Genomic DNA, 26118 nt, shown 5'->3' on the forward strand with positions numbered 1-26118 from the left:
ATATGATATTGAAACAAATTCTAACACAATTTTCGGAATTTTGTCCACTGTTTTAAAATAAGAAAATTCTAAAGTTTTTATTTCTTTTTATTCGGAAGATTAAGTTTTTTGGTGTTTATTTATTATTAAAATGAGGGTATTTTGAGTTGCGAGGAATAATTATAGTGTTAAGTTTTTCTAGAAGAGGAGGCACCTCTTCTAGAAAAACTTAATCATTATCTACACCTATTTCTGAAAGACGACCTACAGCAGCATCTTGTAAGAGTGTGTTTAGCCAACGTAACTCAACGTTAATATGCTCAATTACGCTTTGTAGAATATATAGTTGAGCACGAGGGACTAGTTGTTTGTTATGATCGTATATCGTTTGCATTGTATGTAAATATAGCATTGTATCATCTCTCTTTTTTTCCAAAATAGGAACTAGTTCTTGTTCGTCGCTAAAGTGAGCGAAAGAGAGCGCAGAATAAATAGGTTTATATATTTGATTTTTCGCTTCAAATTGTTTTAATAATAAAGTGTGGAAAAGGGCTTTTCCTTCTCCTGTTATATGGAAGATTTTTTTATCTGGTCTATTCGTATCTCGAACAATATGGGTAACGCTAATCGCACCTTGTTTTTCTAATTGCTCGAAGGCATAGTATAGCGATCCTTTGGCATATTTAATATAACAATCCATTTGTCGTTCTTTCATTATATGTTGAACTTCATATGGATGCTTATCTCCTTCGAGTAACAAGCCGAGAATGACTAACTTCATGCTCATGCTGTCTCAACTCCTGTATATAGAAACTTTATATATATTATAAACGGTATATCCTCTTTCATAAAGGGATATACCGTTTCATTTTTCTGTATTAGCTTACTTGTTTTTGTTTTTGCTTCGTTTTCGGACCTGTTAAAAGACGTTCATTTCCCATAAATAAAATACAAATTATACTTAGTACAGCTGGGATAAGTGCCCAGAAAAATGTATTGGCAATAGATGTTGCAAGAGCATCCTTAATACCACTCAGTACTTCAGGAGGTAGTTTGTCAGCGGCATTTGGTGATAATAAAAAGCTTGTGTCTCCACCTTTAGGAGCCATTTTTGCTAGTTCAGGTGGGAAGACTGCTTTTAATTTATCAGTGAAAACATGATTTTGAATTGTACCGAAAATCGTTACACCAAGGGTCATTCCAAGTGAACGGAAGAATGAGTTCGTTGATGTAGCAGAACCGCGATCTCTCATTTCTAGTTTGTGGATAGATGCCATACTTAAAACTGAGAAGGAGAATCCAACTCCAAGTCCAGCAAGCACCATAAACGTTGTTACAAGTGTACGAGGTGTTTCCATTGTTAAAGTACTTAGTAAATAAATACCAAGAACGAAGAACACTCCGGATGCTATCATGATGTTACGATAACTTGTTCGTGAAGCTAATTGTCCGCCAGCTTGACTTCCGATTACAGATCCTACCATCATAGGTGTCAAAATCAATCCAGCATTTGAGGCTGAACCACCGAGAACACCTTGAACGAAGATTGGAATATAAACTGTACAGATGATAAAAGCGGCACCATAGAAAAAGGCAACACCTTGGCTAGCTGCAAATAAAGGTTTTTTAAATAAATGGAAAGAAATAATAGGCTCTGTTGCGTTTCTTTCTACGAAGAAGAAGATAATAAGCGTAGTAACAACAGTTGAAAATAAACCAATAATCATATTAGAGTCCCATGCATATTCTTTACCGCCAAGTTCCAGGGCAAACATTAAGCAAACGATACTAACGACAAGTGTAATAGCACCAGCCCAGTCAATTTTTTGTTTTCGGTATTCTAGAGACTCGTTGTAGTATTTAGTAATGAAGAAGAAGGAAATAAGTCCTAATGGAATATTAATATAGAAGACCCAGTGCCAGCTTATATAATCTGTAATGTAAGCACCTAATAAAGGCCCGAAAACACTGGATGTTCCGAAAACAGCACCAAATAGACCTGTCATTTTCCCTCGTTTTTCAGGTGGGAATATATCATACATAATTGTAAATGCGATAGGCATCAGAGCGCCACCGCCAATTCCTTGAATGGCTCTATAAATACTTAGTTGTTCAATACTTGTTGCTGTCCCGCAAAGTGCAGAACCGAATAAGAAAAGAATTAGTCCACCAATAAAAAAGCGTTTCCGTCCGTACATATCAGATAGCTTACCGAAAATAGGCATACCGGCCATTGTTGCTACCATATATGCAGATGTGACCCAAACGAATTTGTCGAACCCTCCTAAGTCTCCAACGATTGTTGCCATCGCAGTTGCGACTATTGTGTTATCCATTGCTGCCATGAGAATACCAAGTAGTAAACCAGCAACAACAAATTTTGTTTTACTTGCTTCGTTTTTTGATAGTTGTGCTTCCAAAAGTAGCCCTCCTTTAATAAAAATTACACTAACTTAAGTTTTTAGATGCAGTGCATGAAAAATCTTTGTGTGTAGTTTGTTTCATTTCCTCTTTATTTATAAAAATTGAGCCTACATGATATAAAGAATGGAAATCATAGATTATATTATAGTCAAATTTGACTAAAAGGCAAATGTTTTCTATCGCCAAATTATTTTATCCCGCTTTAACTGCCCGTTAAAGCTCGATTGGTGAAAGATAATAATCAGTGGGGGATGGACACCCCACTGATTAAAGTTTCACTTTATTATATTGACCAAAAGAGAGAGGTAAGACTTTATTTTGTTATGTAGTCAAGGAAGGAAATTGTAAAAAAATATTTAATAAAGTATAACCTGTGTCAACCTATTAAAAATGGTTTTTTCTTTATATTGTCGAATAGGATAAAAGGAAAAGAAAAATTTAATATGGTTTGTAACAAGCTAAATATTTTTTCTAAGTGTAGTTTATTGCATCGAGAGGCAGAATACAGTTGTATAGATGATATATCTGGAATGAGGTGAATATATTATGAAAATATGGAAACGAATTTCGGATCAAGGAAGGTATTCTATACCGTTACAGCCGGTTTTGTGGATTGATGGTTCTAAAAAGGGCAGGGAAGCATCCGATGTAGCAGTCACATTGCAAATCCGTAGTATGTATAAAGAAAAATTTTCGTATGAGATGATCTATGATGTTAATGACATACTAATTATTCGACTTGAAGTTGAAAATAAAGGCGTTGAAATGATTTCGCGAGTAGTTGTAAGTCATATGATTCGTGATTATTTCGCGTATATCCCAAACTCTTTAAAAGCAGATAAGGGAATAAGTGAGTTTTTATTTCAGCTTGTAAGGTGGCGAATCGATAATTTATCACCGAATGAAAAGGTAGAATTAATTTGTCAAATAAAAGCAAATAAAGATAAAGCTCCTCCCAATTCATTATTTCAGGCTACATATACATTTCAATATAAAGGTGTATCATATGGACCGCTACAAACAAATGAAGTGGTTGTGAGAAAATGATAAGAAGGAACCTGTGCGAAAGGTTCCTTCTTTAATGAAGATTGTGCTTCTTGAGTAATTTCTTTTGTTCCACTCCCTTTTTTCCAATATAGTTATTTTTGTATCCAAAATATAGAATGAATAGAAATGAAATAACATTTACTATAGCGTCAATTTGATCGTTTGTAATGAAGTTTATTCCGAAAGAGTTAAATAGTAATTTTAATGATAACAAAAAGCCAGCTAGTAAGCGCATAATATCTAATAGATTTTCTTTTTGAGGCATATAGGTCACTCCTTCCTAAAACGATATATAGTATATATATGAAATAAAATAGAAAAGGTATACAAGCTTAAGTAGAAATGTACATTAAATATGTACATTTTTTATTTTATAGAAAAACATTATTGTTATAGAAACATATATTGGTATAAAAGGGGGAGAGTATGAAACATAAAGGGAAAATTAGTGGATTATTACTTGGGAACACAGTTGCGGTTACAGAATGGATTGCACTTCAGGATGTAATTGCTAAGCTAGATTCGCGATCATTTTTAACCGTCTTTATTATTTATATATTGCAAATGATACTAAGCTATTATTTTGGACATTGGTACGATAAAAGAACGAATACGCGTGTAAATATTGAAATAGGAGGAATGACAAATAACGATTTTGTCGTTGATTTTTTTGGAAAAGTAGCTGCTTTATCAGAAAGAGATTCTCGTAATATTACAGTGTATATTCTTTCCGTAAAAGAATGGGATGTATTAAAAGACACAGTGCAAGAAAAAAAGTTAGATGAGCTAGTCCAAAGAGTAGAACGTACAATTGTAAAGACAGTTCGAAAAGGTGATGTAGTTACGAGGTGGGATGAAAATAAATATGTTATCGTAGCTGTTGATAATGGCTATGAAAAGTCAACAATAACAAGTCGATTGATCAAAAATATTCAAAATGAAATAGCGAATGATTTATTAAGTGTCACACTATTATTTGGGGCTGCAAGTTATCCTATAGAAGGGAAAACTTTTGAAGATTTGTTTAGAAAGGCACAAAATCAATTGTATAATTATAGAAACTTGCAAAGTTATGAATGAAACTTTGATTTGAAGAAGTATGATATAAAGAATTTTTTGTAACATTTTTTTGTCTTTTGTTACAAGAAAACTTTTTTTTGTAACAAAAGTCTTTAAAAATATATGAAATCAGCATATAATTGTGTGTGGATGTGTCAATGCATTTTGCACAATGTTTTCAGTTTAAAAGTGTAGAGGAAAACATGCTCTACACTTTTCCTTTTTAAGAAATTAAAAGAATCTTTGTAAGAGTTGCGAGGTCCCCTTTGCAATATGTAAAATGGACAAAGAGGTTATTTGATAGAAAGTGAGAAAGGGAATGATAGACGTGAGAGGTCAACGATCATCTTTTATCAGGTGAAACATTATAGTGTTTCTTGCAGTAGGTAAGATTAAGGTAAATACCTTTATGTTTTAAGACATTACATAATTTCAAGTGCGAAAATTGTACAAGCAGTATAAATAATTATTGATGATCTTCGTAAAAAAGATGCGAGCGTGAAATAGATAAAGAAGTTACATGTTTTTCATGGGATTTTTGGCACGATGGTCGTTTATTAATAGGAGGAAAAGATGTTGAAATATAATAAATTAGCAATTGTAACTGCATTATCAATGACTTTACTAGCTGGTTGTTTCGGCCCAAAACCAGAAGAGGAGCTATATGTTGCATTTGAAAATGCTGCCAAGCAAGAAAAAACAATGTTTGAAGATGCGAAAAAATTAGAGTCATTAGAGAAAGAGGGGCAAGTATTATATAATCAAATTGTCCAAGAAGGAAAAGATAATAATCAGGCTGTTAAGGATAAGCTTGATCAAGCGGTGAAAAATACAGCTGAGCGAGAAAAAGTTATTATTAAAGAAAAAGAGGCGTTAAATAAAGCGCAAGAAGAAGTGAAGTCAGCTGATAAGCATGTGAAGAAAATTGAAGATAATAAATTAAAAGACCAGGCGGATAAAGTAAAGAGTACTTATGAGAAACGACATGATTCATTCCAAAAGATGTACGATAGCTATAATAAATCTTTAAAGCAAGAAAAAGAATTATATACAATGCTACAAGATAAAGGTACAAAATTAAAAGATATTAGCGAGAAAGTAAAGTTAGTAAACCAAGCATATAAAGATATTGAGACAGAAAAAGATAAGTTTAATGAATATACGAAATCATATAATACAGAAAAAGTTGCATTCTATAAACAAGCGAATATTAAAATTAAGGAAGATAAAAAATAAAACAGTTTGGCCTAATATGGGCCAAACTGTTTTATTTTTTTGTATAGGTACGGCTATACCATGGAACTGCTTCGCTTAATTTTTTTTCTTGTTTTAATGCTTCAGGACCAATATAATCTTGAAGTGTTTTTTTTGCTATTGTTAAAGATAAGGTTGTTTTCGGATTTCGATAGGAGGATTCAAGGTGACCAAGATGCGGTAGGGTGCGAAAATCATCTTTCGTAGGAGGGATATGGAAAAAATAATCACCTAAACGTATAAGAACATCGGATTGTTGTTGACTAAAACGTGGATTTCTAGAAAAATGTAATCCTTCTTTGATAGCCTTTTTTTCAGTAATTAAGCGTTCTAAAGCAGTCTTTTTTAACCAATATAAGTACTTAGGGTTAGTTGCAGCTTTAGCATGACGATTCACAACGAAAATAGATTGAGCTAGTCTATTAATAGAATGTTGATTATGTAATTGAGATTGGGGTTGTGAAGGTTTCATATTGAATCTCCTTTCAATTTTTCCTTATTATAGCATAAATAAAATGGGTTTTTATTATATGCAAAAAGTAATTGTATATATTTTCAATATTAAAGCAATATTGTTATAAAAAACAACTATTTTGTATAATAGTGATAGAATATGTTTCAGAAATTTGATAATGAAAGAGTGAGAAGTTTGAAAGAAATATTAAAACTACAATATGCCATTATAGACATTGGTTCTAATACAATGCGCTTAGTTATTTATGAAAAACAAAGCGGGGGTTTTTATAAAGAGATTGAAAATACGAAAGTGGTCGCTAGGTTAAGAAATTATTTAGTAAATGGTGTATTAAGTGAAGAAGGAATAGAAGTATTATTACAAACATTATTTCAATTTCAAGAAAGTACACGATTCCATAAGCTGCATCATGTACTTTGTGTTGCAACGGCAACAATTAGACAGGCTGAGAATCAAGAGGAAATTAAAAAACTTGTTGAAGGGCAAACAGATTTTACTCTTAGAGTTTTATCAGAATATGAAGAAGCACGTTACGGTTATTTAGCAGTTATGAATTCCACTTCATTTTCAGAAGGAATTACAGTTGATATTGGTGGGGGGAGTACAGAAGTTACATACTTTCGAAATAGAGAAATTTTAGAATACTATAGCTTTCCTTTTGGAGCACTTTCTTTAAAGCAACAATTTATTCAAGATGATATTCCTACTACAGAGGAGTTAGATGAGATTAGAAGGTATTTATGGTATCAATTCCGAACGCTACCATGGTTAATTGATAAAAAATTGCCTCTTATCGCAATTGGGGGTAGTGCGAGGAACATGGCGAAAATCCACCAAAATTTAATTTGTTATCCTATAGCTGGATTACACTTATACAAAATGAAAGAAGACGATATTAAAAATGTAAAAGATGAATTAAAACAATTATCATTCATAGACCTTCAAAAATTAGAAGGGTTAGCAAAAGATCGAGCAGACACAATTATCCCAGCGGTCGAAGTATTTCATATGCTTGTTAACGTTATAGAGGCATCGGCTTTTGTATTGAGTAAAAAAGGATTAAGAGAAGGTGTTTTCTATGAAGAATTAACGAAAGATTTGGGGATCTCATATTATCCGAACGTAGTAGAAGAGAGTTTGCATTTATTGTCATATGAATACGAATTAGACATGGGATTTGTCATTCAACTTATTAAACAAGGGACATTAATCTGCAAACAACTTGAAGGAGCTGGACTTATTTCTATGTCAGCGAAAGACTGGAGAATATTCCATCAAGCAGCGAAAGTATTTAATATTGGAAAATATATAGATGAAGAAGCGAGCCGCTTACATACATTTTACTTACTAGCGAACAAAACAATTGATGGTATGATGCATAAAGATCGAGTTAGATTAGCGCTTATAGCTTCTTATAAATCAAAAATGTTATTTAAACAACATTTGGCACTGTTTGAAGGATGGTTTGATAAAAGTGAACAAAAGAAAATTCGATTATTAGGGGCTGTATTACAATTTTCGGCTGCTTTAAATATACGACAAAGATCGCTTGTTGAAACAATATATATAACGGAAAGTAAAGAAGGTTTAACATTCAGGATTTTATGTGAAGAATCGGCATTGGCGGAAAAAGTTCAAGCGGAAAAACAAAAAAAACAACTTGAAAGAGTATTAAAAACGAATATTAACTTAGTATTCGAATTGAAATGTTAGGTTGTACGGATGTCTTTACAAAAAATTAACACTTTGGAATATTGTAATTTGATAAAATAAAAGTAATTAAATTATATTAAAAAAGTTTCAAAGGGAAGTGTGAAGCGAATGGAATTACTAAAGGGGAATTTAGTAAATTTAAATGATACAGCGTATTATAATAATCGTGAATTAAGCTGGCTAGCATTTAATGAACGTGTACTACAAGAAGCGCAAGATGAAAATAATCCACTATTAGAAAGACTAAAGTTTATTAGTATTTTTAGTTCGAATTTAGATGAATTTTTTATGGTGCGCGTAGCAGGTTTGAAAGATCAAGTAAGTGCGGGATTTAATCAGCCAGAAAATAAAGCAGGTTTAACACCAAAGAAACAGTTAAATAAGATTGCGATAAAATCGCATGAGTTGATGACTGTGCAGTATGAAACGTTTAAAAATTATGTATTGCCAGCGCTTGAACTAGAGGGGATTGAGCGTTTAACATTCCATGATTTGACGAAAGAGCAAAGGGAATTTATCGAGGAGTATTTTGATGAACAAATATTTCCGGTTTTAACCCCTGTATCTATTGATGCGTATCGTCCATTTCCAATGTTATTAAATAAAAGTTTGAATTTAGCTACTATTTTATATGATGAGCAACAGGCTGAGGAAGAAAATCGTACGAAGTTAGGAATTGTACAAGTGCCTTCATTACTGGAGCGTTTCATATTTTTACCGAGTGAAGGGCAAAAACATAAATTTATTTTATTAGAAGATGTAATTAGTGGTTTTACTCATAAACTATTCACAGGATATAACGTATCACCTGTTACTCGTTTCCGTATTACACGTAATGCGGATTTAACGATCCATGAAGAAGGTGCACGCGATTTATTAAAAGTAATTGAAAAAGAATTGAAAAAGCGTAAGTGGGGAGCTGCCGTTCGTTTAGAAGTTGGTAAAGAACACATTGATGAAAGAGTGTTAGCGTTATTGTATGATGTGTTAGAAGTAAAAGATGAAGATGTGTACATGATGGATGGACCGTTAGATTTAACATGTTTATTCTCCTTATATAAAAAATTAGCGCCTTTATATGAACATCTAGTATATCCGGCTCTTATTCCTCAACCTCCTCAAGATTTAGGTGATGAGGAAGATGTATTTGAAAAAGCGATAGAACATGATATTTTATTACACCATCCCTTTGAGTCGTTTCAGCCAGTCGTTGATTTTGTCCGTGATGCGGCAGATGACTCGAATGTACTTGCGATCAAACAAACATTATATCGTGTAAGTGGAGATTCTCCAATAATTCAGGCGCTGAAGGTAGCAGCTGAAAAAGGGAAACAAGTGACGGTATTGGTTGAGTTAAAGGCAAGGTTTGATGAAGAGAATAATGTTCATTGGGCTAAAGAATTGGAACAGGCCGGATGTCACGTTATTTACGGAGTAAGTCACTTGAAAACGCATAGTAAAATTACGTTAGTTGTAAGAAGAAGAAACGGAAAAATTGAAAGGTTTGTACATCTTGGAACCGGAAATTATAATGATGCAACAGCGAAGTTGTATACCGATTTTGGATATATTACATCGCGAAAAGACTTTGGTGTAGATGCAACAAATTTCTTTAATTATTTGAGTGGTTATACAAAAAAACCGCATTTTCATCATTTATCTGTTGCTCCGTTTGATATAAGAGAGCAGTTTATGGAGTTAATAGATGAGGAAATCCGTTATCATAGACAATATGGAAATGGATATATTATCGCTAAAATGAATTCGTTAACAGATAAACCGTTAATAAAAAAAATGTATGAAGCATCACAAGCTGGGGTAAGGGTAGAGCTCATCGTTAGAGGGACATGTTGTTTAAGACCTGGGATTCCGAATGTAAGTGAAAATATCCGTGTAGTTAGTGTTGTTGGAAGATATTTAGAACATAGTCGTATTTATTATTTCCATCATAATGGAGATGAAAAAATATATTTATCTTCAGCTGATTTGATGACGCGAAATATGGAAAAACGAGTAGAAATATCTTTCCCAATTTTAGATATTGAAATGAAAGCGAGAATAAAGGCAATTTTACAGCTGGTTTTAGCTGATAATGTGAAAACACGTGAACAAAATAAAGATGGTGACTATTATTATATAATTAATAGTAGTATAGAAGAAATTGATAGCCAAGTGAATTTATTTAAGATGGCGTATCAAAATACAGACGCTGAATAGTGTGAAAAAAGTAAAAACCTCTTATTGAATTTAAGAGGTTTTTACTTTTTTTCTCTACTCATATATTCTCAAAATGGAAGGATGAGTAGAGAGAATAGTTTTTATTATAGGCGTGTGATGAGTCGGTTCGTTGAGAGAAAAACGTTAGAAGAATGGTTGGTTTAAATTAATAATAGTATGGTTGTTGACAAGGCCCTCCGTAACAAGGAAAAGGTGCTGGTGGTGGGAAAGGCGGTGGATAAGGCGGATAAAACGGTCTAGGCCCGAAAGCTAATGCTCCGCCTAGCAATCCTCCAGCAATTCCAGCTAGAAATGGAACACCGAAAAATGGAAAGAAGCGTGAGTCGCCTGCTGGGCCAAAAGGTGCTGAACGAACTGGGATCGGTTGATAATATGGATACATGAACAAACCTCCTTTACTGGACTCATTTTTATCATATGGTGGACCAAGCGTGGATGAGCGCGTACAAGGAAGGATATGTAAGGAAATAGGCGAATTGTTACGAATGTTGTAGGATGAAGAGTGTAATTTCAGGTTTTGACATAAAGCGGAATGGGACACGTGTTCTTCCAATACCTCGATTGACATAGAGAGTCAAACCTTGAATGTTATAGAAACCTTCAATGTATTCTTTTGCAAGCGACGGGGTAATAATAGCACCTAAAAAAGGAATTTGTACTTGTCCGCCATGGCTATGACCAGAAAGTTGAAGATTGATTGGATATGTAGCGATTTGTGGCGCGATATCTGGTTCGTGAACGAGAACAATTGTATAAATATTTTGTTTTGCATGTTGTAAAGTTTCCGCTATTTTTGGTTTACCCAGTAGCATATCATCGAGTCCGAAAATAGAAATTTCACTATTATCCAGTAAACGAATTCGCTTTTCGCTATTTTGCAAAAGTTCAAATCCAGATTCGCGCATGATGTGATCATAGTATTCAGTTCCATATCCGCCATGGTCGTGGTTACCATAAATAGAAAATTTACCGAAGGGTGCCTGTATATTCTTTAAAATGGATGCAACAAAAGAAGCCTCGGTATATGTTTGGTAATCATCAATGAGATCACCAGTAAAAAGGACAATATCTGGCTTTTCAGCATTAATCTTGGAAACGATTTGAGATAAATGTTGGAGAGAGAAATAGTATCCTAGATGTAAATCGCTAAATTGAAGGATCTTCATACCATGAAAACCTTTTGGTATGAGCGGTGATTTAAGTGTGTGTTGCGTAAAAGAAAGCAAATAGGGCTCTATATATTTAGCATAATAATAGCCGATACTTGCGGTTATAAATGAATATAGACAAGTGCGTATTCCAGATTTCAAAAAATTTCTTCTTGTAATTTTCTTCATATACAGGTTACTCAAATCTCCCTTCAGTTTTTTTAAAATATATTTTAAATACTAAAAAAGTAGTATAGATTACGAAAAAAATGAACGAAAAGAAACCCCTTTACGTTAAAATATCAGAAAAATTGAAAAACATAAAGATTTCTATCAAATAAAGTGATAAAATGAATGTGTATTCATTTTTTTGGAGGGGATGTATGTGAAAGAGAAGGTAGTTATTATAACAGGTGGATCAAGTGGAATGGGAAAAGGGATGGCGATTCGTTTTGCGAAAGAAGGGGCACGTGTTGTTATTACAGGGCGTACAAAAGAAAAGCTAGAAGAAGCAAAGTTAGAAATTGAACAGTTTCCAGGGCAAGTATTATCTGTACAAATGGATGTACGAAATACTGATGATATTCAAAAAATGATTGAACATATTGATGAGAAGTTTGGAAGAATTGATATTTTAATAAATAATGCAGCTGGAAACTTTATTTGTCCAGCAGAGGACTTATCTGTGAATGGCTGGAATTCGGTAATTAATATTGTATTAAATGGTACATTTTATTGTAGTCAGGCTATTGGGAAATATTGGATTGAAAAAGGTATAAAAGGAAATATTATTAACATGGTGGCAACATATGCATGGGATGCAGGCCCAGGGGTTATCCATTCGGCAGCAGCTAAAGCTGGTGTATTAGCGATGACAAAAACTCTTGCTGTTGAATGGGGACGTAAATATGGAATACGAGTTAACGCTATCGCACCAGGACCAATTGAACGTACAGGTGGTGCCGATAAATTATGGATTTCAGAAGAAATGGCTAAGCGTACATTGCAAAGTGTTCCACTTGGTAGAATGGGTACACCAGAAGAAATTGCGGGTCTAGCTTATTATTTATGTTCAGATGAAGCTGCATACATAAATGGAACTTGTATGACAATGGATGGTGGCCAGCATTTGCATCAATATCCATTTTAAAAGGGATGAAAAAACGAATGATTTATTCATTTCTTTGTGGTAAAATATGACGAAATTGTGACACTTAAAAGAAATGTGTTTACAAGAGGGGATATATACGTTATATTTAAGACCTCTTTTTTCTTCATAGTAGAATTGCTAATTCCCCTTAGCATTTTACCCCTCTAATCCCTTCAGGAAAACTGAAGGGATTTTTTATTATTTTTCCGTAAATATCGTGTTATAATTTTTGAAAAGTAAAGGGAGGGAAGCACGTTGATAGATGCATTAGATGTAATGAGTAACTTGGATAAAGTCCTTCCTTATTATCAAGCTATTTTTAGTGCTGATGAGCATACAGTAATTGGATATGAAGTTGTAGGACGTATTCAAACAGAAGAGGGCATACAAAGTTTAGCATCTTTCTTCCATGATGATTCTATTCCGAGTGAGTTCCAACTTGAAGCGGATAACATCATCGTAGAAAAAGCGTTAAATAGGTATTTAGAAACGGATCAAAAATTATTATTATTTATACATCGGAATGCTAATGTATTAATGAATGATGAAGATGAAAGTTTACTTCAACTTTTGCTGATGTATGAAGAACAAGGTTTGAACTTACAACGCATTGTTCTGGAAATAACAGAACATGAATGTAAAGAAGATATAGAACAATTTAATCATTTACTCATGTATTATCGTACATATGGTATTCAAATTTCGATTAATAAAGTCGGAACGGGTACAAGTAATTTAGAGCGTATTAGCGTGTTAGCACCGGATATTTTAAAAGTAGATTTAACAAATTTAAGGCAAACTGCACTTTTACAATCTTATCAAGATATTTTATATTCCTTATCTTTACTTGCTAGAAGAATTGGTGCGACATTGTTATATGAAGAAATTGATGCTTTTTATCAACTACAATATGCTTGGAAAAACGGTGGTAGATATTATCAAGGTAATTATTTGAAAGAATGTTTACCTGATTTTATTGAAACGAATGTTTTAAAAGAGCGACTTGGTAATGAATGTCATCAATTTATTCTGCATGAGAAGAAGAAGTTGCAAAAAATTTATAATTTAACAGAGATGTTACGTGATCGAATTGGTGATGTTCTGTCAAAACAAAAAAAGAATGAAGATATAAATGATTGGTTATTACAATTTAGCCAAAGCATATCACAATATAGTTTTCGGATATTTATTTGTAATGAAGATGGTTTTCAACAATCGGGTAATGTTATGAAAAAAGATGGTGGATGGATCATTATGCCAGAGTATTATATGAAGAACTGGAGCTGGCGCCCGTATTTTCTAGAAAATATAATGAAAATGCGTTTTGAGAATAAGGCAAGACTTTCAGATTTATATGCTGATATCGAAACTGGTGAAATGGTACGAACATTTTCATTCCCGATTGATGATGAAAACTTTTTATTTATAGATTTATCGTACGAATATTTATATGAAGAAGATGTTTTATTTTAATGCACGAAGAGATTCGTGTATTTTTTTGTTTGTTTTTATCATAAATTGGTAATAGTGAAAATGATGATGAAAATGCTGTCTATCGTTGTAAAGATTTTACGAACGAAATGATCCCTTTCTTTGCATAATCATTGTTACAATGAATACTACAAAGACAAGCTCTTTTAAAAGGAAGGTGAAAAAATGAAGAAATATGGAATATGGTTTGTTCTATTTATATGTGTTGCCTTTCTAGTTGGCTATAGTGTCACAACTGTTTTAGGAAAAGAAGAAGTGAAGGTGGATCGGAAAGAAGTGTTTACAACGATACAAAAAGGTTATGAGACGCAATTTTCAATCCGCGGGAAGCAAATACCTATGAATAAGATGATAGAGACGTTATCACCATATTTTACAAATAATTTCCTTCAAGTTTTTACAGATGAAAACAGTAGAAATGAAAAACAAAGTGGTGAATATTTACTTCCAGCAAAAGAAGCTCCGTTTTCTTTTAATTCAGAAACAAAAATGTCTTATGATGAAGAACATAAAAATTTATATGTCTATGAGCGGACAAAGAGTGGACAATATCAAATTGTGACATTGCAAAAGGATAATGGAAAATGGAAATTAGCAGGGTATCATGAAAGTCAGGAACTGTTGACTGAAATAAAAAGGTTACAACAATTATGAGAATAGGAATAGGTGTCGCCTATTCCTATTCTATACCGAGTAGCTGTTGTAATTTTTCAATTTGAAAACCTGCCACAACTTCTTCGTCAATTACAACTGTTGGAGTTGAATAGGATTCATAGTCATATAAAAGACGATTGCGTGCAGCAGCGTCTTTTTTTATGTCAAATTCTTCATATACAACGTTATTATGTTTTAAAAATTCTTTTACAATGGTACAAGGTGGACAATCAGGTTGTGTATAAACCTCAATTTTTTTCATTGTAATTCCTCCCTTTTTCTGTTGTTTATTATATTCTGCCAGTATAAAAAGCGCAATAAAGAAGTAAAAAGATGCTCTTTCATCTTTTTACTTCTTATTTCGACAAATTTTAGTTGAGTTTCTTGCCAAGAACCTTTATCCTAGATTGTGGAACGTTTTTTCTGTTATGACGGATAGAATGAGTATAGCTGTAAAACCTATTGGTAGGAAGATCAGAGAAAGGAGAGATTTCATGTCTCTACTCCAAGGAATTTTAACTCGACTTGTTAGTCTACAAGAACAAGCTGAAAGCGGTGAAGTAGCACAACGCTATTTTGAAGTGAACGGTGAGCGCAAATGTAGCGTGAAATTTTTCGATAAAAGTGAAATGTATGAGTTAGAAGTGTATCAACAAGGTGAAAAACCTCAAGTGTATCAATTCGATAACATCGATATGGTTGCAATTGAGATTTACGATATCATTTCTTGATACATATAAAAAAGGTACTGCCAAATGGCGGTACCTTTTTTAGTTATATTAATTAATGGGCTATATAGGTAGTAGAAGTTGTAATTTAAGTCGCGATTAAATAAAAGAGTTTTTACAAATGTATATGTATAGGAATTTTTTATTTTTCCTACAATGATAGTAAATATTAATAGGAGGTGCAAAGGATGGAACGCTTACCGATTGTTATTTGTCCTAATTGTCACAGTCATGCTGAAATTAATCACGTATTAACCGCCCAGTCTAATCAAAATGTAATTTATACATGTAGGTTTTGTAATTATGTAATTCGAAATATTGAAACGAATAAAGGGTAGTAAGTTATAATTTTTGTTTTTGTCCCATACAATGAGAATACGAAAAGTCTGTCTAATTGAAAGGACGTGACTATGTGGACGGTGAGTATACATTTTATAATGTTTCAGAGAGACATTTGAATTTTGATATGGTATTTAACCGTATTTGTAGTTTCATTGAAAAGGATCCGCGAAATTTATATCGATTATCTATTGGGACAGACTCACAAGCGCATCAAAAGGATACGAGGTTTATTACAGCGATACATATTCATCGTGTTGGAAAAGGAGCATGGGGATGTTTGCATCATAAATCAGTGAAAAATAAGCCAGCAACGTTGCGAGAGAAAATATATTTAGAAACACAGTTTAGTCAAGAAATCGCCTATCTATTTACTCCCAATCATATACAATCGATATGGGATTTATTGCACCCATACGCTCAAGATGGAGCAGGATTCATAATGGAAATTCATTTAGATATCGGGAATGATGGTTTAACAAAAGAATTTATTTTAGATATGACGATGAAAATTCAAGCAATGGGATTAACAGCAAAAATTAAACCAGATGCTTATGCGGCATTTAGTTACGCAAACAGATATACAAAATAATGTGAAATGATGTCTATATTCGCAGTCGTTAAGTATTTCTAACAAAAACTGAATATTACATCTGTTAAATAGACTGAAAAATTTATATAATGAGAGTGATGATGCGAGTGCAAGGAGAGGAGCATATGGAAAAGGAATTTGTTTTAACAAGAGAAGAAGAAAATTTATTGTTGGATATTCTGTTTCAGCAAAATTACGCGAGCGAAATTTTAGCGGTGGAGCTTACAGACATTGAGAATGGTTTAAAACAGACAGATGTGACGCAATATAAAAAAATCACAAGATTGTTTTACCGATTAAAAAATAAAGGGTATTAAGCACTACCGGAATGGTAGTCTTTTTTTTGTGTTATATGCTAAAATAGTTATGTATTTTTATTAGAAGAATGTCAGGACAAAATAATAATATGAAAACGCTATCATAAAATGTGAATAGGATCGGAGAATATTAGCAGGAAAAAGGGAAAATGGGGGATGTAACATGATTAGTATTCCGAAAGACGAGTTTCAACAAATTCTTGTGAAGGATTTAATGATTTCATCAGATAAAGTAGCACATGTGCAAATAGGGAATGGTCTAGAACATGCTTTACTCGTTCTTGTGAAATCTGGATATTCGGCGATTCCTGTTTTAGACCCTATGTATAAACTACATGGGTTAATTAGTACTGCTATGATTTTAGATGGTATTTTAGGATTAGAGCGCATTGAGTTTGAAAGACTTGAGAATATGAAAGTGGAACAAGTGATGAAGGAAGAGATTCCAGTTCTTATGTTAGAAGATTCTTTTGCAAAAGCTTTAGAAATGACAATTGATCATCCTTTTATTTGCGCTGTCAATGAAGAAGGTTACTTCGAGGGTATTTTAACACGGCGGGCTATTTTAAAATTGTTGAATAAAAAAGTGAGACAGCATAATCGATAACGTAGGGAAAGTGACTTCACAGAAAAGGCGAAGTCACTTTTTTTCGTGCATATCAGTTGTGTATGTATTATATTTAAAAAGACATAAAGCATAAGAAAAGTTTGAACTAACAAACCGTTCTAATGTATAAAAGTATGCAATTAAATTAAGGATGAAATGCTTATTAAAATTAGGTGTATGGAAGCTAAGGAAAGAGGGAGAAAGTTGCAAATTGATGATTTTCAAATGATGGTTGTGTTAGCTCAGGAATCAAATATGAGAAAAGCGGCGGAACGTTTATTTGTTTCCCAACCTGCGCTTAGTCAACGATTACAATCTATGGAGAAACAATGGGGAATGAAATTTTTTATTCGTTCACAAAAAGGATTAACAATTACACCTGAAGGGGAAAAAGTTGCAAATTATGCAAAAGAAATGTTACAACGGGAAGAGGGTATTAAAAGTGAACTGGCTCTTTTTAGAACCGAAACATACGGTACGTTAAAAATAGCTGTTGCATCAGTCATTGGGCAATATTGGCTTCCACCTGTTTTGAAAAAATTTGTGCATAAGTATCCTTCTGTGAAGATATCTCTGTTTACTGGCTGGAGTAGTGAAGTGCAAAAGCAATTTTATGAAGGAGACGTTCATGTTGCTATACTGAGAGGATCACAAGAATACAAAGGGCAGAAACAACAATTATTTGAAGATGAATTATATTTAGTCGATAAAGAAATAAAAGATATTTCGATGTTAAAAGAGACAAATAGACCATTTATTCAATTTAAAAGTGATTCGACCTACTATGGACAAATACAAAATTGGTGGTATGGATTATTTTCAAATCCACCTAAGCGAACGATTGTAGTTGACCAAATTGAAACGTGCAAACAGCTTGTTTTAAATGGAATAGGTTATGCTCTTTTACCTTCGACTGTTTTAAAAGAAGTGCAGGAAAATATGTATAAAACACCTGTTCAATTAACGAGAGAAACATGGTTATTGACGAGTGACTCGGCAAGGCAGTTGAAGCAAGTACAAGCATTTTTAGAAATTATAGAAGAAATTCAAATGGGAAAATAAGATTATTGTCTTGCTACTGGCTCTATCGTTTGGTAGAGTAACATTATAAATGGATTTAGGAGGCAACAAGAATGAAAATGATGGACGCTAACGAAATTATTTCGTTTATTCAAAACAGTGAAAAGAAAACTCCTGTAAAGGTATACATAAAAGGGGATTTAAAAGAGGTAACATTCCCTGAAACAGTACAAGCATTTGTAAATAAAAAATCTGGTGTATTATTCGGAGAATGGTCTGAAATTAAGACAATTCTTGATGAAAATAACAAGCACATTATTGACTATGTAGTTGAGAATGACCGTCGTAATTCTGCAATTCCAATGCTTGATTTAAAAGGTATTAAAGCTCGTATTGAGCCAGGCGCGATTATTCGTGACCATGTAGAAATTGGTGACAACGCTGTTATCATGATGAATGCAACAATTAACATCGGTGCTGTAATTGGTGAAGGTACTATGATCGACATGAATGCAGTGCTTGGTGGACGTGCAACAGTTGGTAAGAACTGTCACGTAGGTGCAGGTGCTGTACTTGCCGGTGTTATTGAGCCACCTTCTGCAAAACCAGTTATCGTTGAAGATGATGTTGTAATTGGTGCAAATGTAGTTGTTCTAGAAGGCGTTACAGTAGGTAAAGGTGCAGTTGTAGCAGCAGGAGCTGTTGTAACAGAAGATGTACCTCCATATACAGTTGTTGCGGGGACTCCGGCACGTGTAATTAAAGAAATTGATGAGAAGACAAAAGCAAAAACTGAAATTAAACAAGAGCTTCGTCAATTAAACCCAGAGAAATAAAAAATAAAAAGCGTAAGAGCATGAATGTGCTCTTACGCTTTTTATAGATAGAGGTGCAAAAATGACAGTAAGCAAATTTGTCCAAGTTCGTAGAGATTTACATAAAATTCCGGAGATCGGATTTAAAGAGTGGAAAACACAACAGTATATTTTAGATTATATAGGAACGCTTCCTAATGAATATTTGGAAGTGAAAACATGGAAAACAGGTGTAATTGTTAAAGTAAATGGAAAAAATCCAGAAAAAATAATAGGTTATCGTGCAGATATAGACGGCCTACCAATTACAGAGGAAACTGGATATGAATTTTCTTCTGTCCATGAAGGAATGATGCATGCATGTGGACATGATTTGCATGCAACAATCGGTTTAGGACTTCTAACAGCGGCTGTAAGCGAAAGAATAGATGATGATCTTGTGTTTATATTCCAACCAGCTGAAGAAGGTCCAGGTGGTGCACTTCCTATGTTAGAAAGCGATGAGTTAAAAGAATGGAAGCCGAATATGATTCTTGGACTTCATATTGCGCCTGAATACTCTGTGGGAACAATTGCGACAAAAGAAGGTTTATTATTTGCGAATACATCAGAGCTATACGTTGATTTAAAAGGAAAAGGTGGACATGCTGCATATCCGCATACAGCAAATGATATGATTGTTGCAGCGAGTCATCTCGTTACACAACTTCAATCAGTTATTAGTCGTAATGTGAACCCTCTTGACAGTGCGGTAATTACAATTGGGAAAATTACAGGCGGTACAGTTCAAAACATTATCGCAGAAAAGTCTCGTTTAGAAGGAACAATTCGAACGCTATCAGTGGAATCAATGAAACGTGTTAAAAGCCGAATTGAGGCAATTGTTGCGGGAATAGAAGCTTCTTTTCAATGTGAAGCTGTTATTGACTACGGAGCGATGTATCATCAAGTGTATAACCATGAGGAGCTAACGAGAGAGTTTATGCAATTTACACGTGAACAAACGACTATGGACGTAATTACGTGTACGGAGGCAATGACAGGTGAAGACTTTGGTTATATGCTTCGAGAGATACCTGGATTTATGTTTTGGCTTGGAGTAAATTCAGAATATGGTTTACATCATGCGAAATTAAAACCAGACGAAGAGGTTATTGAGAAAGCAATTTTATTTTTAAATCAATATGTGAAGTGGAAGGGAAATAGAAAGTGAACTTACTCGCTAATTGTGCAATAGTTTAGAGTGGGGACTTCTTAGTTCAGAGACGAAAACATCTTTCGTATTCGTTAGTGTTAGACATCTTCATACAAATGAGTAAAGTTAAATTTGACGTCTTAATAATGAGCAGGGGGTTTTTAGCCACTGCTCATTATTAATTATTGCTAATAGGGAAGATAATTATTTAACTACCCTATATATGTTTACTTTTAGTATGAAAAGTGTGTAAAATCAATGTGATACATAGAAAAAAGGGTGGGGAATTACGTGCAAATTAGCAGTGCGATTTTATGTTTCGTCTTATATGCATATGTTATTATTGCGGCGGTTTATTTTGGGATAAGTTTTTACGCCTATCGTTTAGCAAATAATAGTGAATATGAAGAAACATACAAATGGGTGAAAAGATATTTGTCACCTGTACTAGAAATTATGAATGGATTTGTTCTTTTTTTATTTATTGGATTAATTGCTTTCTCAACGAGTTTAGTAGGGAATAAGACTACGTTATTTGTACTAGGTATCATTATTTTTATGCTATTAGGAATTCGGATTGGTAATACGGTGTTTTGGAACGAAAGAAAAATAGATGGTTGGACAGGGATGTTTATTCCATGTATGTTAGCTGCAATTGTGACGAATATAGAACATGAATATTATCAATTACATTTTTGGCTTATCATTGTTTTAACAATCCTCTCTGTTTTGTATATAAGTACTGTCGTGCTAACATACATCGCAAATGAAAAAGGAGATGCAAAAGGTGCGCACTTCTTTAGAGGGCGTGCATTATTATGGAGTGTGCCGACGATGGCAGTTATAGGAATTATTGCGATATTAGTAAATGGATATCAATTTACTAATTGGCAATTGTTTTTAGAAACTTGGTGGATCTTCATTGTTTCGCTTGTAGCTTTTTTAGGCGCAACACATTATTTATTCCATCAACATCATTACATATTGGCACTGTTATTCGCATTTACACAACTTTTATTTGCTTTTTTCGGACAAGAAACGCTATTGTTCGTTTTTGAAACATTTAGTTCATTTGGAAATATATTTGTATTTGGTATGTTAATTTTCGGTATCGCGTTTTATTTACAACAGTATTTTTATATGCAAAAACAAAAATAAGAAGTATATACAGGTTTTTGTAGCGAATTTAAAGTATGTTACAATAAAAGTACATAGTATTTGATGTTATTGGAGGAATTCCTGTGGGCGAAAAAGAGAAAGAATTTGCTGTTATTGGGCTTGGCCGTTTTGGTGGAAGTATTTGCCGTGAATTAGCTCAATTAGGTATGGAAGTAATGGCAATTGACTCAGATGAGGATAAAATTAATGAGTTTGCAAATATAGCTTCGCATGCTGTAATTGCAGATTCAACAGATGAGATGGTATTAAAAAGTCTTGGTATTCGTAATTTTGATCATGTAGTCGTTGCTATTGGAGATAATTTGAATTCAAGTATTTTAACAACGTTAATTTTGAAAGAATTAGGTGTGAAAAATATTACTGTAAAAGCTCAAAATGACTATCATGAAAAAGTGTTAAGTAAAATAGGGGCAGATCATATTGTGCATCCAGAACGAGATATGGGAAAAAGGATTGCTAATAATATCGCATCAAGTAATGTGTTAGATTACCTAGAGCTTTCAGATGAGCATAGTATTGTAGAGATTATCGCAAATAAAAAAATTGATGGGCACTCTTTAATTGAATTAGATATTCGTGCGAAGTTTGGTTTGAACATTGTAGCAATTAAACGTGGAAAAGAAGTTATCGTATCTCCTCGAGCTACAGAAAACGTTCAGGCGGGAGATATATTAATTGTAATTGGTCATGACGATGAAGTAGATCGTTTTAAGCATTTTTTAAGATAAGAGAAAAGGACAATGCCGAGGAGGCATTGTCCTTTTTCTTATATTTCCATAATGATTGGTAAAATCATTGGACGACGTTTCGTTTTTTCGTATAGGAATGGTGCTAATGTGTCTGTAATCTCATTTTTAATTTCAGACCATTGTGTTGTTTTTCGCTCCATTACTTTTTCTAAATGTGTTGTAATTAATGTTTGAGCATCGTTGATTAAATCGCTGCTTTCACGCATATAAACGAAACCACGCGAGATGATATCAGGTCCTGCTGCAACTTTAAATTCTTTCATATCAATGCTTACAACTACAATAACAAGTCCTTCTTCAGAAAGAATGCGACGATCACGTAATACGATATTACCGATATCTCCAATACCATTTCCATCGATATAGACAGAGCCAGATGGGATTTTCCCAGCTACACTTGCTTCATCAGAACGTAAAGCAAGAACATCTCCATTATCCATAATGAAACAATTTTCTTCTGGAATACCACAATCATTCGCTAATTTCATATGCATACGTTGCATACGATATTCACCATGAATTGGCATGAAATATTTCGGCTTAATAAGACGTAGCATTAACTTTTGTTCTTCTTGTCCACCGTGTCCACTCGTATGAATATTTGAGAGTTTACCATGGATTACATCAGCACCAGCGCGGTACAACATGTTAATTGTACGACTTACACTAATTGTATTGCCTGGGATTGGTGAAGAAGAGAAAACAACTGTATCGCCAGGGATAATTTGAATTTGACGATGTGTACCATTGGCAATACGTGAAAGTGCTGCCATCGGCTCCCCTTGACTACCTGTACATAACATAACAACTTTATTAGCTGGTAGGCGGTTTAGCTGAGCTGTGTCTATGAATGTATCCTTTGGACACCGGATATAACCAAGGTTTTGTCCGATTTCAATAGCCGCTTCCATACTTCGACCGAATACAGCTACTTTACGATTGTTTTCAACAGCAGCCTCAACAACTTGTTGTAAGCGATGGATATTCGATGCAAAGGTTGCGAATATAATACGACCGTCTACTTTGCGGAATATATCTTGAATACTATCACCAACGCGGCGCTCAGACATCGTAAAGTTTGGCACTTCACTGTTTGTACTATCAGATAAGAGACAAAGTACACCGTCTTTTCCGATTTCGGCCATTTTTGTTAAATCTGCTGGCTCACCTACTGGTGTGAAATCAAATTTGAAATCACCTGTATGAACGACTTGTCCTTGAGGTGTTTTCACAACAACTCCGTATGAATCCGGAATACTGTGAGTTGTACGGAAGAAGGAAACAGATGTCTTTTTAAATTTAATAACATCATCTTCTTGAATTTCATAAAGTTTTGCTTTACGAAGTAATCCGTGCTCTTCTAATTTGTTTTTTATTAGGGCAATTGCTAATTTTCCGCCGTAAATTGGAATGTTTACTTGACGTAATAGATAGGGAATTCCACCGATATGATCTTCGTGACCATGTGTAATGAATAACCCTTTAATTTTATCTTCGTTTCGCACAAAATAAGTGTAATCTGGTATTACATAATCGATCCCTAGGAGTTCGTCTTCTGGAAATTTAATTCCAGCATCAATTATAATAATTTCATCTTGAAATTGAACAGCATATGTATTTTTACCGATTTCACCAAGACCACCGAGGGCAAAAACGGCAGCTTGATCATTTTTTAGGAATTTCATATGACTATACGATCTCCGCTAATATTAAATCAGCGTTTTGTTTTTCATATTCAAGATGAGCACCAGTAACAGACTGAACGAACTCGATATTATATGCGAACTTATTTAATTTTTTACGAACATCCTTTTGAGACGTAGCCTCTAAATATAAAACTTTTGTATTTTCACGTACTGGGACCTCAGTTAATTTTTCTTGATAAAATACTTTAAAAATCATTGGGAAAACCTCTCCTTGTCTATGTTTTGCATTATCTGTTACTTATTATAAAGCAAACAGTCATGATTTTCATGTTTTTTCGAATGAGAATGAAGAAAAAGCCCGAAATGGGCACAATTTAAGCGATTGTCTTCTTACGGACTAAATCGTTTAAATAACGCTTGAGCTTTTTCTTCAGCTTCTTCAGCATGATTACTCCTTCCTTTCCTTATTTTAAACATGCATATTACTAATGATAACTCCGTCTCTCATACAAGAAAGAAGATTAGAAGTGAATAGTGAATCTTGTTCTTTTTAGTATAGTGTAAGTTATCTTGTAGTAACGATTAGTAGCCGTTAGTTATAGATATAGTATGAGGAAGAATAGAAAAGAAAATTCATCCGAACAAGTATTCACATTTTTTCACTAATAGTATATGCACATTTCATAAATAAGGTCAGAAAGTGAACGCTTTCTTCACAGATGTTTAATATGTTATACTTTTTTTTGAAATTTGAAAAGTGATAATCAAAATAGGAATATAGAGTGCCAGAAAGGATTTTGACAAATGAATGATAAAATTGTCTTTTTTGATATTGATGGAACATTATTAGATCATGATAAGAAAATTCCGCAATCTACAAGAGATGCAGTAAGAGATTTACAAGAAAAAGGTGTGCATGTAGCGATTGCGACAGGGCGTGCGCCATTTATGTTTGAAGATATTCGTGAGGAACTCAATATACATAATTATGTTAGTTTTAACGGGCAGTATGTTGTATTTGAGGATGAGGTATTATTTAATAATCCATTACATCCGGATGCTCTACATAAGTTTACTCAGTTTGCAAAACAAGAAGGATATCCACTTGTATATCTTGACCATCAAGAAATGAGAGCGTCAGTGGAATATCATGAATATGTAAAAGAAGGTTTTGGAAGCTTACAATTCGAGCATCCGGCATATGAACCTGATTTTTATGAGAAACGCGATATTTATCAAACGCTTCTTTTTTGTGAAGTAAACGAAGAAGAAAAGTTTATTCATCATTATCCAGATTTTCATTTTATACGCTGGCATGCATATTCAATGGATATTATTCCTAATGGTGGTTCTAAGGCAAAAGGGATTGAGAAGTTTATTGAGAAAATAGGATTTAATCGTGAACAAGTATATGCATTTGGGGACGGATTAAATGATTTAGAAATGATTGAAGCAGTAGGAACGGGCATTGTGATGGGGAATGGTCATGAGGATTTGAAAAAACTTGCTAATTATGTGACAAAAGATGTTAATGAAGACGGTATTTATCACGGATTAAAGTGGGCTGGCTTGTTATAAGTAAGTGTGGAACCCATTTCATATAATAAAAAGGCGGAAGGTTAACTTCCGCCTTTTTACTATTATCGCTCGAGAGGTTTTGAATCATCGGGAGCCACAAATGGATTGTCTTTATTAATATGGTCATAGAACATAACACCGTTTAAATGGTCGATTTCATGTTGGAATACAATTGCTGGTAAACCTTTTAATCGCAGTTTTACGTCTTCACCGTTAATCGTTGTTGCCTTTACTGTAATTCTTGTGTAACGAGGGACATAACCAGGTACTTCACGGTCTACAGATAGACAGCCTTCACCATTTTGTAAATATGTACGTTCAACAGAATGACTAATGATTTTTGGGTTAAATAATGCGTAGCTATATAACGTATCGTTCGTATCAGTTACATGAACCGCAATCATTTTCTTTGAAATACCGATTTGCGGAGCCGCTAATCCGATTCCGGGGCGTAAATTATATTTTTCAGCCATTTCAGGGTCCTGGCTATTTATTACAAATTCAATCATTTCTTTAAGAGTATTTGTATCTTCCTCGCTAGCAGGTAAGGAGACCTCTTCTGCGACGTCGCGCAAAATAGGATTTCCTTCACGAATTACCTCATTCATTGTAAGCATATGTAATCTCTCCTTTCTCCTTTAGTCTACCAAAGGAGATAAAAAAAGTCATCGGCAAGTAAGGAAGAGCTACTTGGAAACAAATCTTCTACAGATAAGTTATG

Annotated in this window: 29 protein-coding genes; 19 read left to right on the forward strand and 10 right to left on the reverse strand. The window is 33.7% G+C overall.

The window, feature by feature from the left end; translation table 11 throughout:
- Nucleotides 1-208 precede the first annotated feature (208 nt).
- Together DET63_RS15615 and DET63_RS15620 are read right to left on the reverse strand one after the other, a co-directional pair.
- Nucleotides 209-766 carry a PadR family transcriptional regulator gene (locus DET63_RS15615; protein WP_113937171.1) on the reverse strand — a complete coding sequence of 186 codons (558 nt, stop codon included), beginning with the start codon at nucleotides 764-766 and terminating at the stop codon, nucleotides 209-211.
- 91 nt (nucleotides 767-857) lie between these two features.
- Complete coding sequence (locus tag DET63_RS15620; protein WP_113937172.1) at nucleotides 858-2399, reverse strand: MDR family MFS transporter; 1542 nt, start codon at nucleotides 2397-2399, stop codon at nucleotides 858-860.
- A 550-nt stretch (nucleotides 2400-2949) separates the two neighbouring features.
- On the opposite strand from DET63_RS15620, the gene DET63_RS15625 reads away from it, so the two are divergent.
- Nucleotides 2950-3450: a hypothetical protein gene (locus DET63_RS15625; protein ID WP_113937173.1), complete on the forward strand. Its 501-nt coding sequence runs from the start codon at nucleotides 2950-2952 to the stop codon at nucleotides 3448-3450.
- A gap of 31 nt (nucleotides 3451-3481) precedes the next feature.
- Here the strand turns inward: DET63_RS15625 and DET63_RS15630 are convergent, their stop codons facing one another.
- Nucleotides 3482-3715, reverse strand: a complete 234-nt coding sequence (locus DET63_RS15630) for a phage holin (RefSeq protein WP_002014824.1) — start codon at nucleotides 3713-3715, stop codon at nucleotides 3482-3484.
- Between the two features lie 161 nt (nucleotides 3716-3876).
- Between DET63_RS15630 and DET63_RS15635 the strand changes: the two genes are divergently transcribed.
- A complete protein-coding gene (locus tag DET63_RS15635; protein WP_113937174.1) occupies nucleotides 3877-4530 on the forward strand; it encodes a diguanylate cyclase domain-containing protein in 654 nt (217 codons plus the stop codon).
- Nucleotides 4531-5082: 552 nt separating this feature from the next.
- Nucleotides 5083-5745 carry a YkyA family protein gene (locus DET63_RS15640; protein WP_113937175.1) on the forward strand — a complete coding sequence of 221 codons (663 nt, stop codon included), beginning with the start codon at nucleotides 5083-5085 and terminating at the stop codon, nucleotides 5743-5745.
- Between the two features lie 31 nt (nucleotides 5746-5776).
- Here DET63_RS15640 and DET63_RS15645 read toward each other — a convergent pair whose 3' ends face one another.
- Nucleotides 5777-6235, reverse strand: coding sequence for a YkyB family protein (locus DET63_RS15645; RefSeq protein WP_002066920.1), 459 nt, complete (start codon nucleotides 6233-6235; stop codon nucleotides 5777-5779).
- A 141-nt stretch (nucleotides 6236-6376) separates the two neighbouring features.
- Here DET63_RS15645 and DET63_RS15650 point away from each other — a divergent pair, with 141 nt between their 5' ends.
- Nucleotides 6377-7951, forward strand: coding sequence for a Ppx/GppA family phosphatase (locus DET63_RS15650; RefSeq protein WP_113937176.1), 1575 nt, complete (start codon nucleotides 6377-6379; stop codon nucleotides 7949-7951).
- A gap of 108 nt (nucleotides 7952-8059) precedes the next feature.
- The gene (locus tag DET63_RS15655) at nucleotides 8060-10168 is read left to right on the forward strand and encodes a polyphosphate kinase (protein ID WP_002014829.1); all 2109 of its coding nucleotides are present in this window, start codon (nucleotides 8060-8062) and stop codon (nucleotides 10166-10168) included.
- Between the two features lie 166 nt (nucleotides 10169-10334).
- Here DET63_RS15655 and DET63_RS15660 read toward each other — a convergent pair whose 3' ends face one another.
- Nucleotides 10335-10571 (reverse strand): hypothetical protein, encoded by a 237-nt coding sequence (locus DET63_RS15660; RefSeq protein ID WP_002014830.1) that lies wholly within the window; start codon nucleotides 10569-10571, stop codon nucleotides 10335-10337.
- Nucleotides 10572-10668: 97 nt separating this feature from the next.
- Nucleotides 10669-11526 (reverse strand): metallophosphoesterase, encoded by an 858-nt coding sequence (locus tag DET63_RS15665; protein ID WP_002014831.1) that lies wholly within the window; start codon nucleotides 11524-11526, stop codon nucleotides 10669-10671.
- A gap of 196 nt (nucleotides 11527-11722) precedes the next feature.
- On the opposite strand from DET63_RS15665, the gene fadH reads away from it, so the two are divergent.
- From fadH to DET63_RS15680, 3 genes are all read left to right on the forward strand, one after another.
- Nucleotides 11723-12487 carry a 2,4-dienoyl-CoA reductase gene (gene fadH / locus DET63_RS15670; RefSeq protein ID WP_002128892.1) on the forward strand — a complete coding sequence of 255 codons (765 nt, stop codon included), beginning with the start codon at nucleotides 11723-11725 and terminating at the stop codon, nucleotides 12485-12487.
- 255 nt (nucleotides 12488-12742) lie between these two features.
- Nucleotides 12743-13960 (forward strand): EAL domain-containing protein, encoded by a 1218-nt coding sequence (locus DET63_RS15675; RefSeq protein ID WP_002066923.1) that lies wholly within the window; start codon nucleotides 12743-12745, stop codon nucleotides 13958-13960.
- Between the two features lie 183 nt (nucleotides 13961-14143).
- A complete protein-coding gene (locus tag DET63_RS15680) occupies nucleotides 14144-14632 on the forward strand; it encodes a DUF3993 domain-containing protein (protein WP_002014834.1) in 489 nt (162 codons plus the stop codon).
- A gap of 25 nt (nucleotides 14633-14657) precedes the next feature.
- On the opposite strand, the gene DET63_RS15685 is transcribed toward DET63_RS15680, so the two are convergent.
- Complete coding sequence (locus tag DET63_RS15685; protein WP_002014835.1) at nucleotides 14658-14894, reverse strand: glutaredoxin domain-containing protein; 237 nt, start codon at nucleotides 14892-14894, stop codon at nucleotides 14658-14660.
- Nucleotides 14895-15126: 232 nt separating this feature from the next.
- On the opposite strand from DET63_RS15685, the gene DET63_RS15690 reads away from it, so the two are divergent.
- The 10 genes from DET63_RS15690 to DET63_RS15735 all read left to right on the forward strand — a co-directional run bounded on the left by DET63_RS15690 (nucleotide 15127) and on the right by DET63_RS15735 (nucleotide 22152).
- Complete coding sequence (locus DET63_RS15690) at nucleotides 15127-15363, forward strand: YkuJ family protein (RefSeq protein WP_000055151.1); 237 nt, start codon at nucleotides 15127-15129, stop codon at nucleotides 15361-15363.
- A 185-nt stretch (nucleotides 15364-15548) separates the two neighbouring features.
- Nucleotides 15549-15698, forward strand: coding sequence for a hypothetical protein (locus DET63_RS15695; RefSeq protein ID WP_002033828.1), 150 nt, complete (start codon nucleotides 15549-15551; stop codon nucleotides 15696-15698).
- Between the two features lie 74 nt (nucleotides 15699-15772).
- The gene (locus DET63_RS15700; protein WP_113937177.1) at nucleotides 15773-16291 is read left to right on the forward strand and encodes a ribonuclease H-like YkuK family protein; all 519 of its coding nucleotides are present in this window, start codon (nucleotides 15773-15775) and stop codon (nucleotides 16289-16291) included.
- Between the two features lie 125 nt (nucleotides 16292-16416).
- Nucleotides 16417-16608, forward strand: a complete 192-nt coding sequence (abbA, locus tag DET63_RS15705; RefSeq protein WP_002145987.1) for an antirepressor AbbA — start codon at nucleotides 16417-16419, stop codon at nucleotides 16606-16608.
- 163 nt (nucleotides 16609-16771) lie between these two features.
- Nucleotides 16772-17215 (forward strand): cyclic-di-AMP-binding protein CbpB, encoded by a 444-nt coding sequence (gene cbpB / locus DET63_RS15710; RefSeq protein ID WP_002066926.1) that lies wholly within the window; start codon nucleotides 16772-16774, stop codon nucleotides 17213-17215.
- Nucleotides 17216-17392: 177 nt separating this feature from the next.
- Complete coding sequence (locus DET63_RS15715; protein ID WP_003191095.1) at nucleotides 17393-18277, forward strand: transcriptional regulator CcpC; 885 nt, start codon at nucleotides 17393-17395, stop codon at nucleotides 18275-18277.
- 71 nt (nucleotides 18278-18348) lie between these two features.
- Nucleotides 18349-19071, forward strand: a complete 723-nt coding sequence (dapD, locus tag DET63_RS15720) for a 2,3,4,5-tetrahydropyridine-2,6-dicarboxylate N-acetyltransferase (protein ID WP_113937178.1) — start codon at nucleotides 18349-18351, stop codon at nucleotides 19069-19071.
- Between the two features lie 61 nt (nucleotides 19072-19132).
- Nucleotides 19133-20263: an N-acetyldiaminopimelate deacetylase gene (locus DET63_RS15725; RefSeq protein ID WP_113937179.1), complete on the forward strand. Its 1131-nt coding sequence runs from the start codon at nucleotides 19133-19135 to the stop codon at nucleotides 20261-20263.
- Nucleotides 20264-20536: 273 nt separating this feature from the next.
- A complete protein-coding gene (locus DET63_RS15730; protein ID WP_002014843.1) occupies nucleotides 20537-21403 on the forward strand; it encodes a hypothetical protein in 867 nt (288 codons plus the stop codon).
- Between the two features lie 83 nt (nucleotides 21404-21486).
- Entirely contained in the window at nucleotides 21487-22152 is a 666-nt protein-coding gene (locus DET63_RS15735; RefSeq protein WP_000504033.1) for a potassium channel family protein, read from the forward strand.
- Nucleotides 22153-22190: 38 nt separating this feature from the next.
- On the opposite strand, the gene rnjA is transcribed toward DET63_RS15735, so the two are convergent.
- Nucleotides 22191-23858: a ribonuclease J1 gene (gene rnjA / locus DET63_RS15740; protein ID WP_002033834.1), complete on the reverse strand. Its 1668-nt coding sequence runs from the start codon at nucleotides 23856-23858 to the stop codon at nucleotides 22191-22193.
- A gap of 4 nt (nucleotides 23859-23862) precedes the next feature.
- Complete coding sequence (locus DET63_RS15745) at nucleotides 23863-24075, reverse strand: DNA-dependent RNA polymerase subunit epsilon (protein WP_000576436.1); 213 nt, start codon at nucleotides 24073-24075, stop codon at nucleotides 23863-23865.
- Between the two features lie 548 nt (nucleotides 24076-24623).
- Here DET63_RS15745 and DET63_RS15755 point away from each other — a divergent pair.
- Nucleotides 24624-25397: a Cof-type HAD-IIB family hydrolase gene (locus DET63_RS15755; RefSeq protein ID WP_113937180.1), complete on the forward strand. Its 774-nt coding sequence runs from the start codon at nucleotides 24624-24626 to the stop codon at nucleotides 25395-25397.
- A 62-nt stretch (nucleotides 25398-25459) separates the two neighbouring features.
- Here the strand turns inward: DET63_RS15755 and def are convergent, their stop codons facing one another.
- Nucleotides 25460-26014, reverse strand: coding sequence for a peptide deformylase (gene def, locus DET63_RS15760; RefSeq protein WP_002014846.1), 555 nt, complete (start codon nucleotides 26012-26014; stop codon nucleotides 25460-25462).
- Nucleotides 26015-26118: the final 104 nt, after the last annotated feature.

This window comes from Bacillus sp. DB-2 (assembly GCF_003315125.1).
Classification (GTDB): domain Bacteria; phylum Bacillota; class Bacilli; order Bacillales; family Bacillaceae_G; genus Bacillus_A; species Bacillus_A mycoides.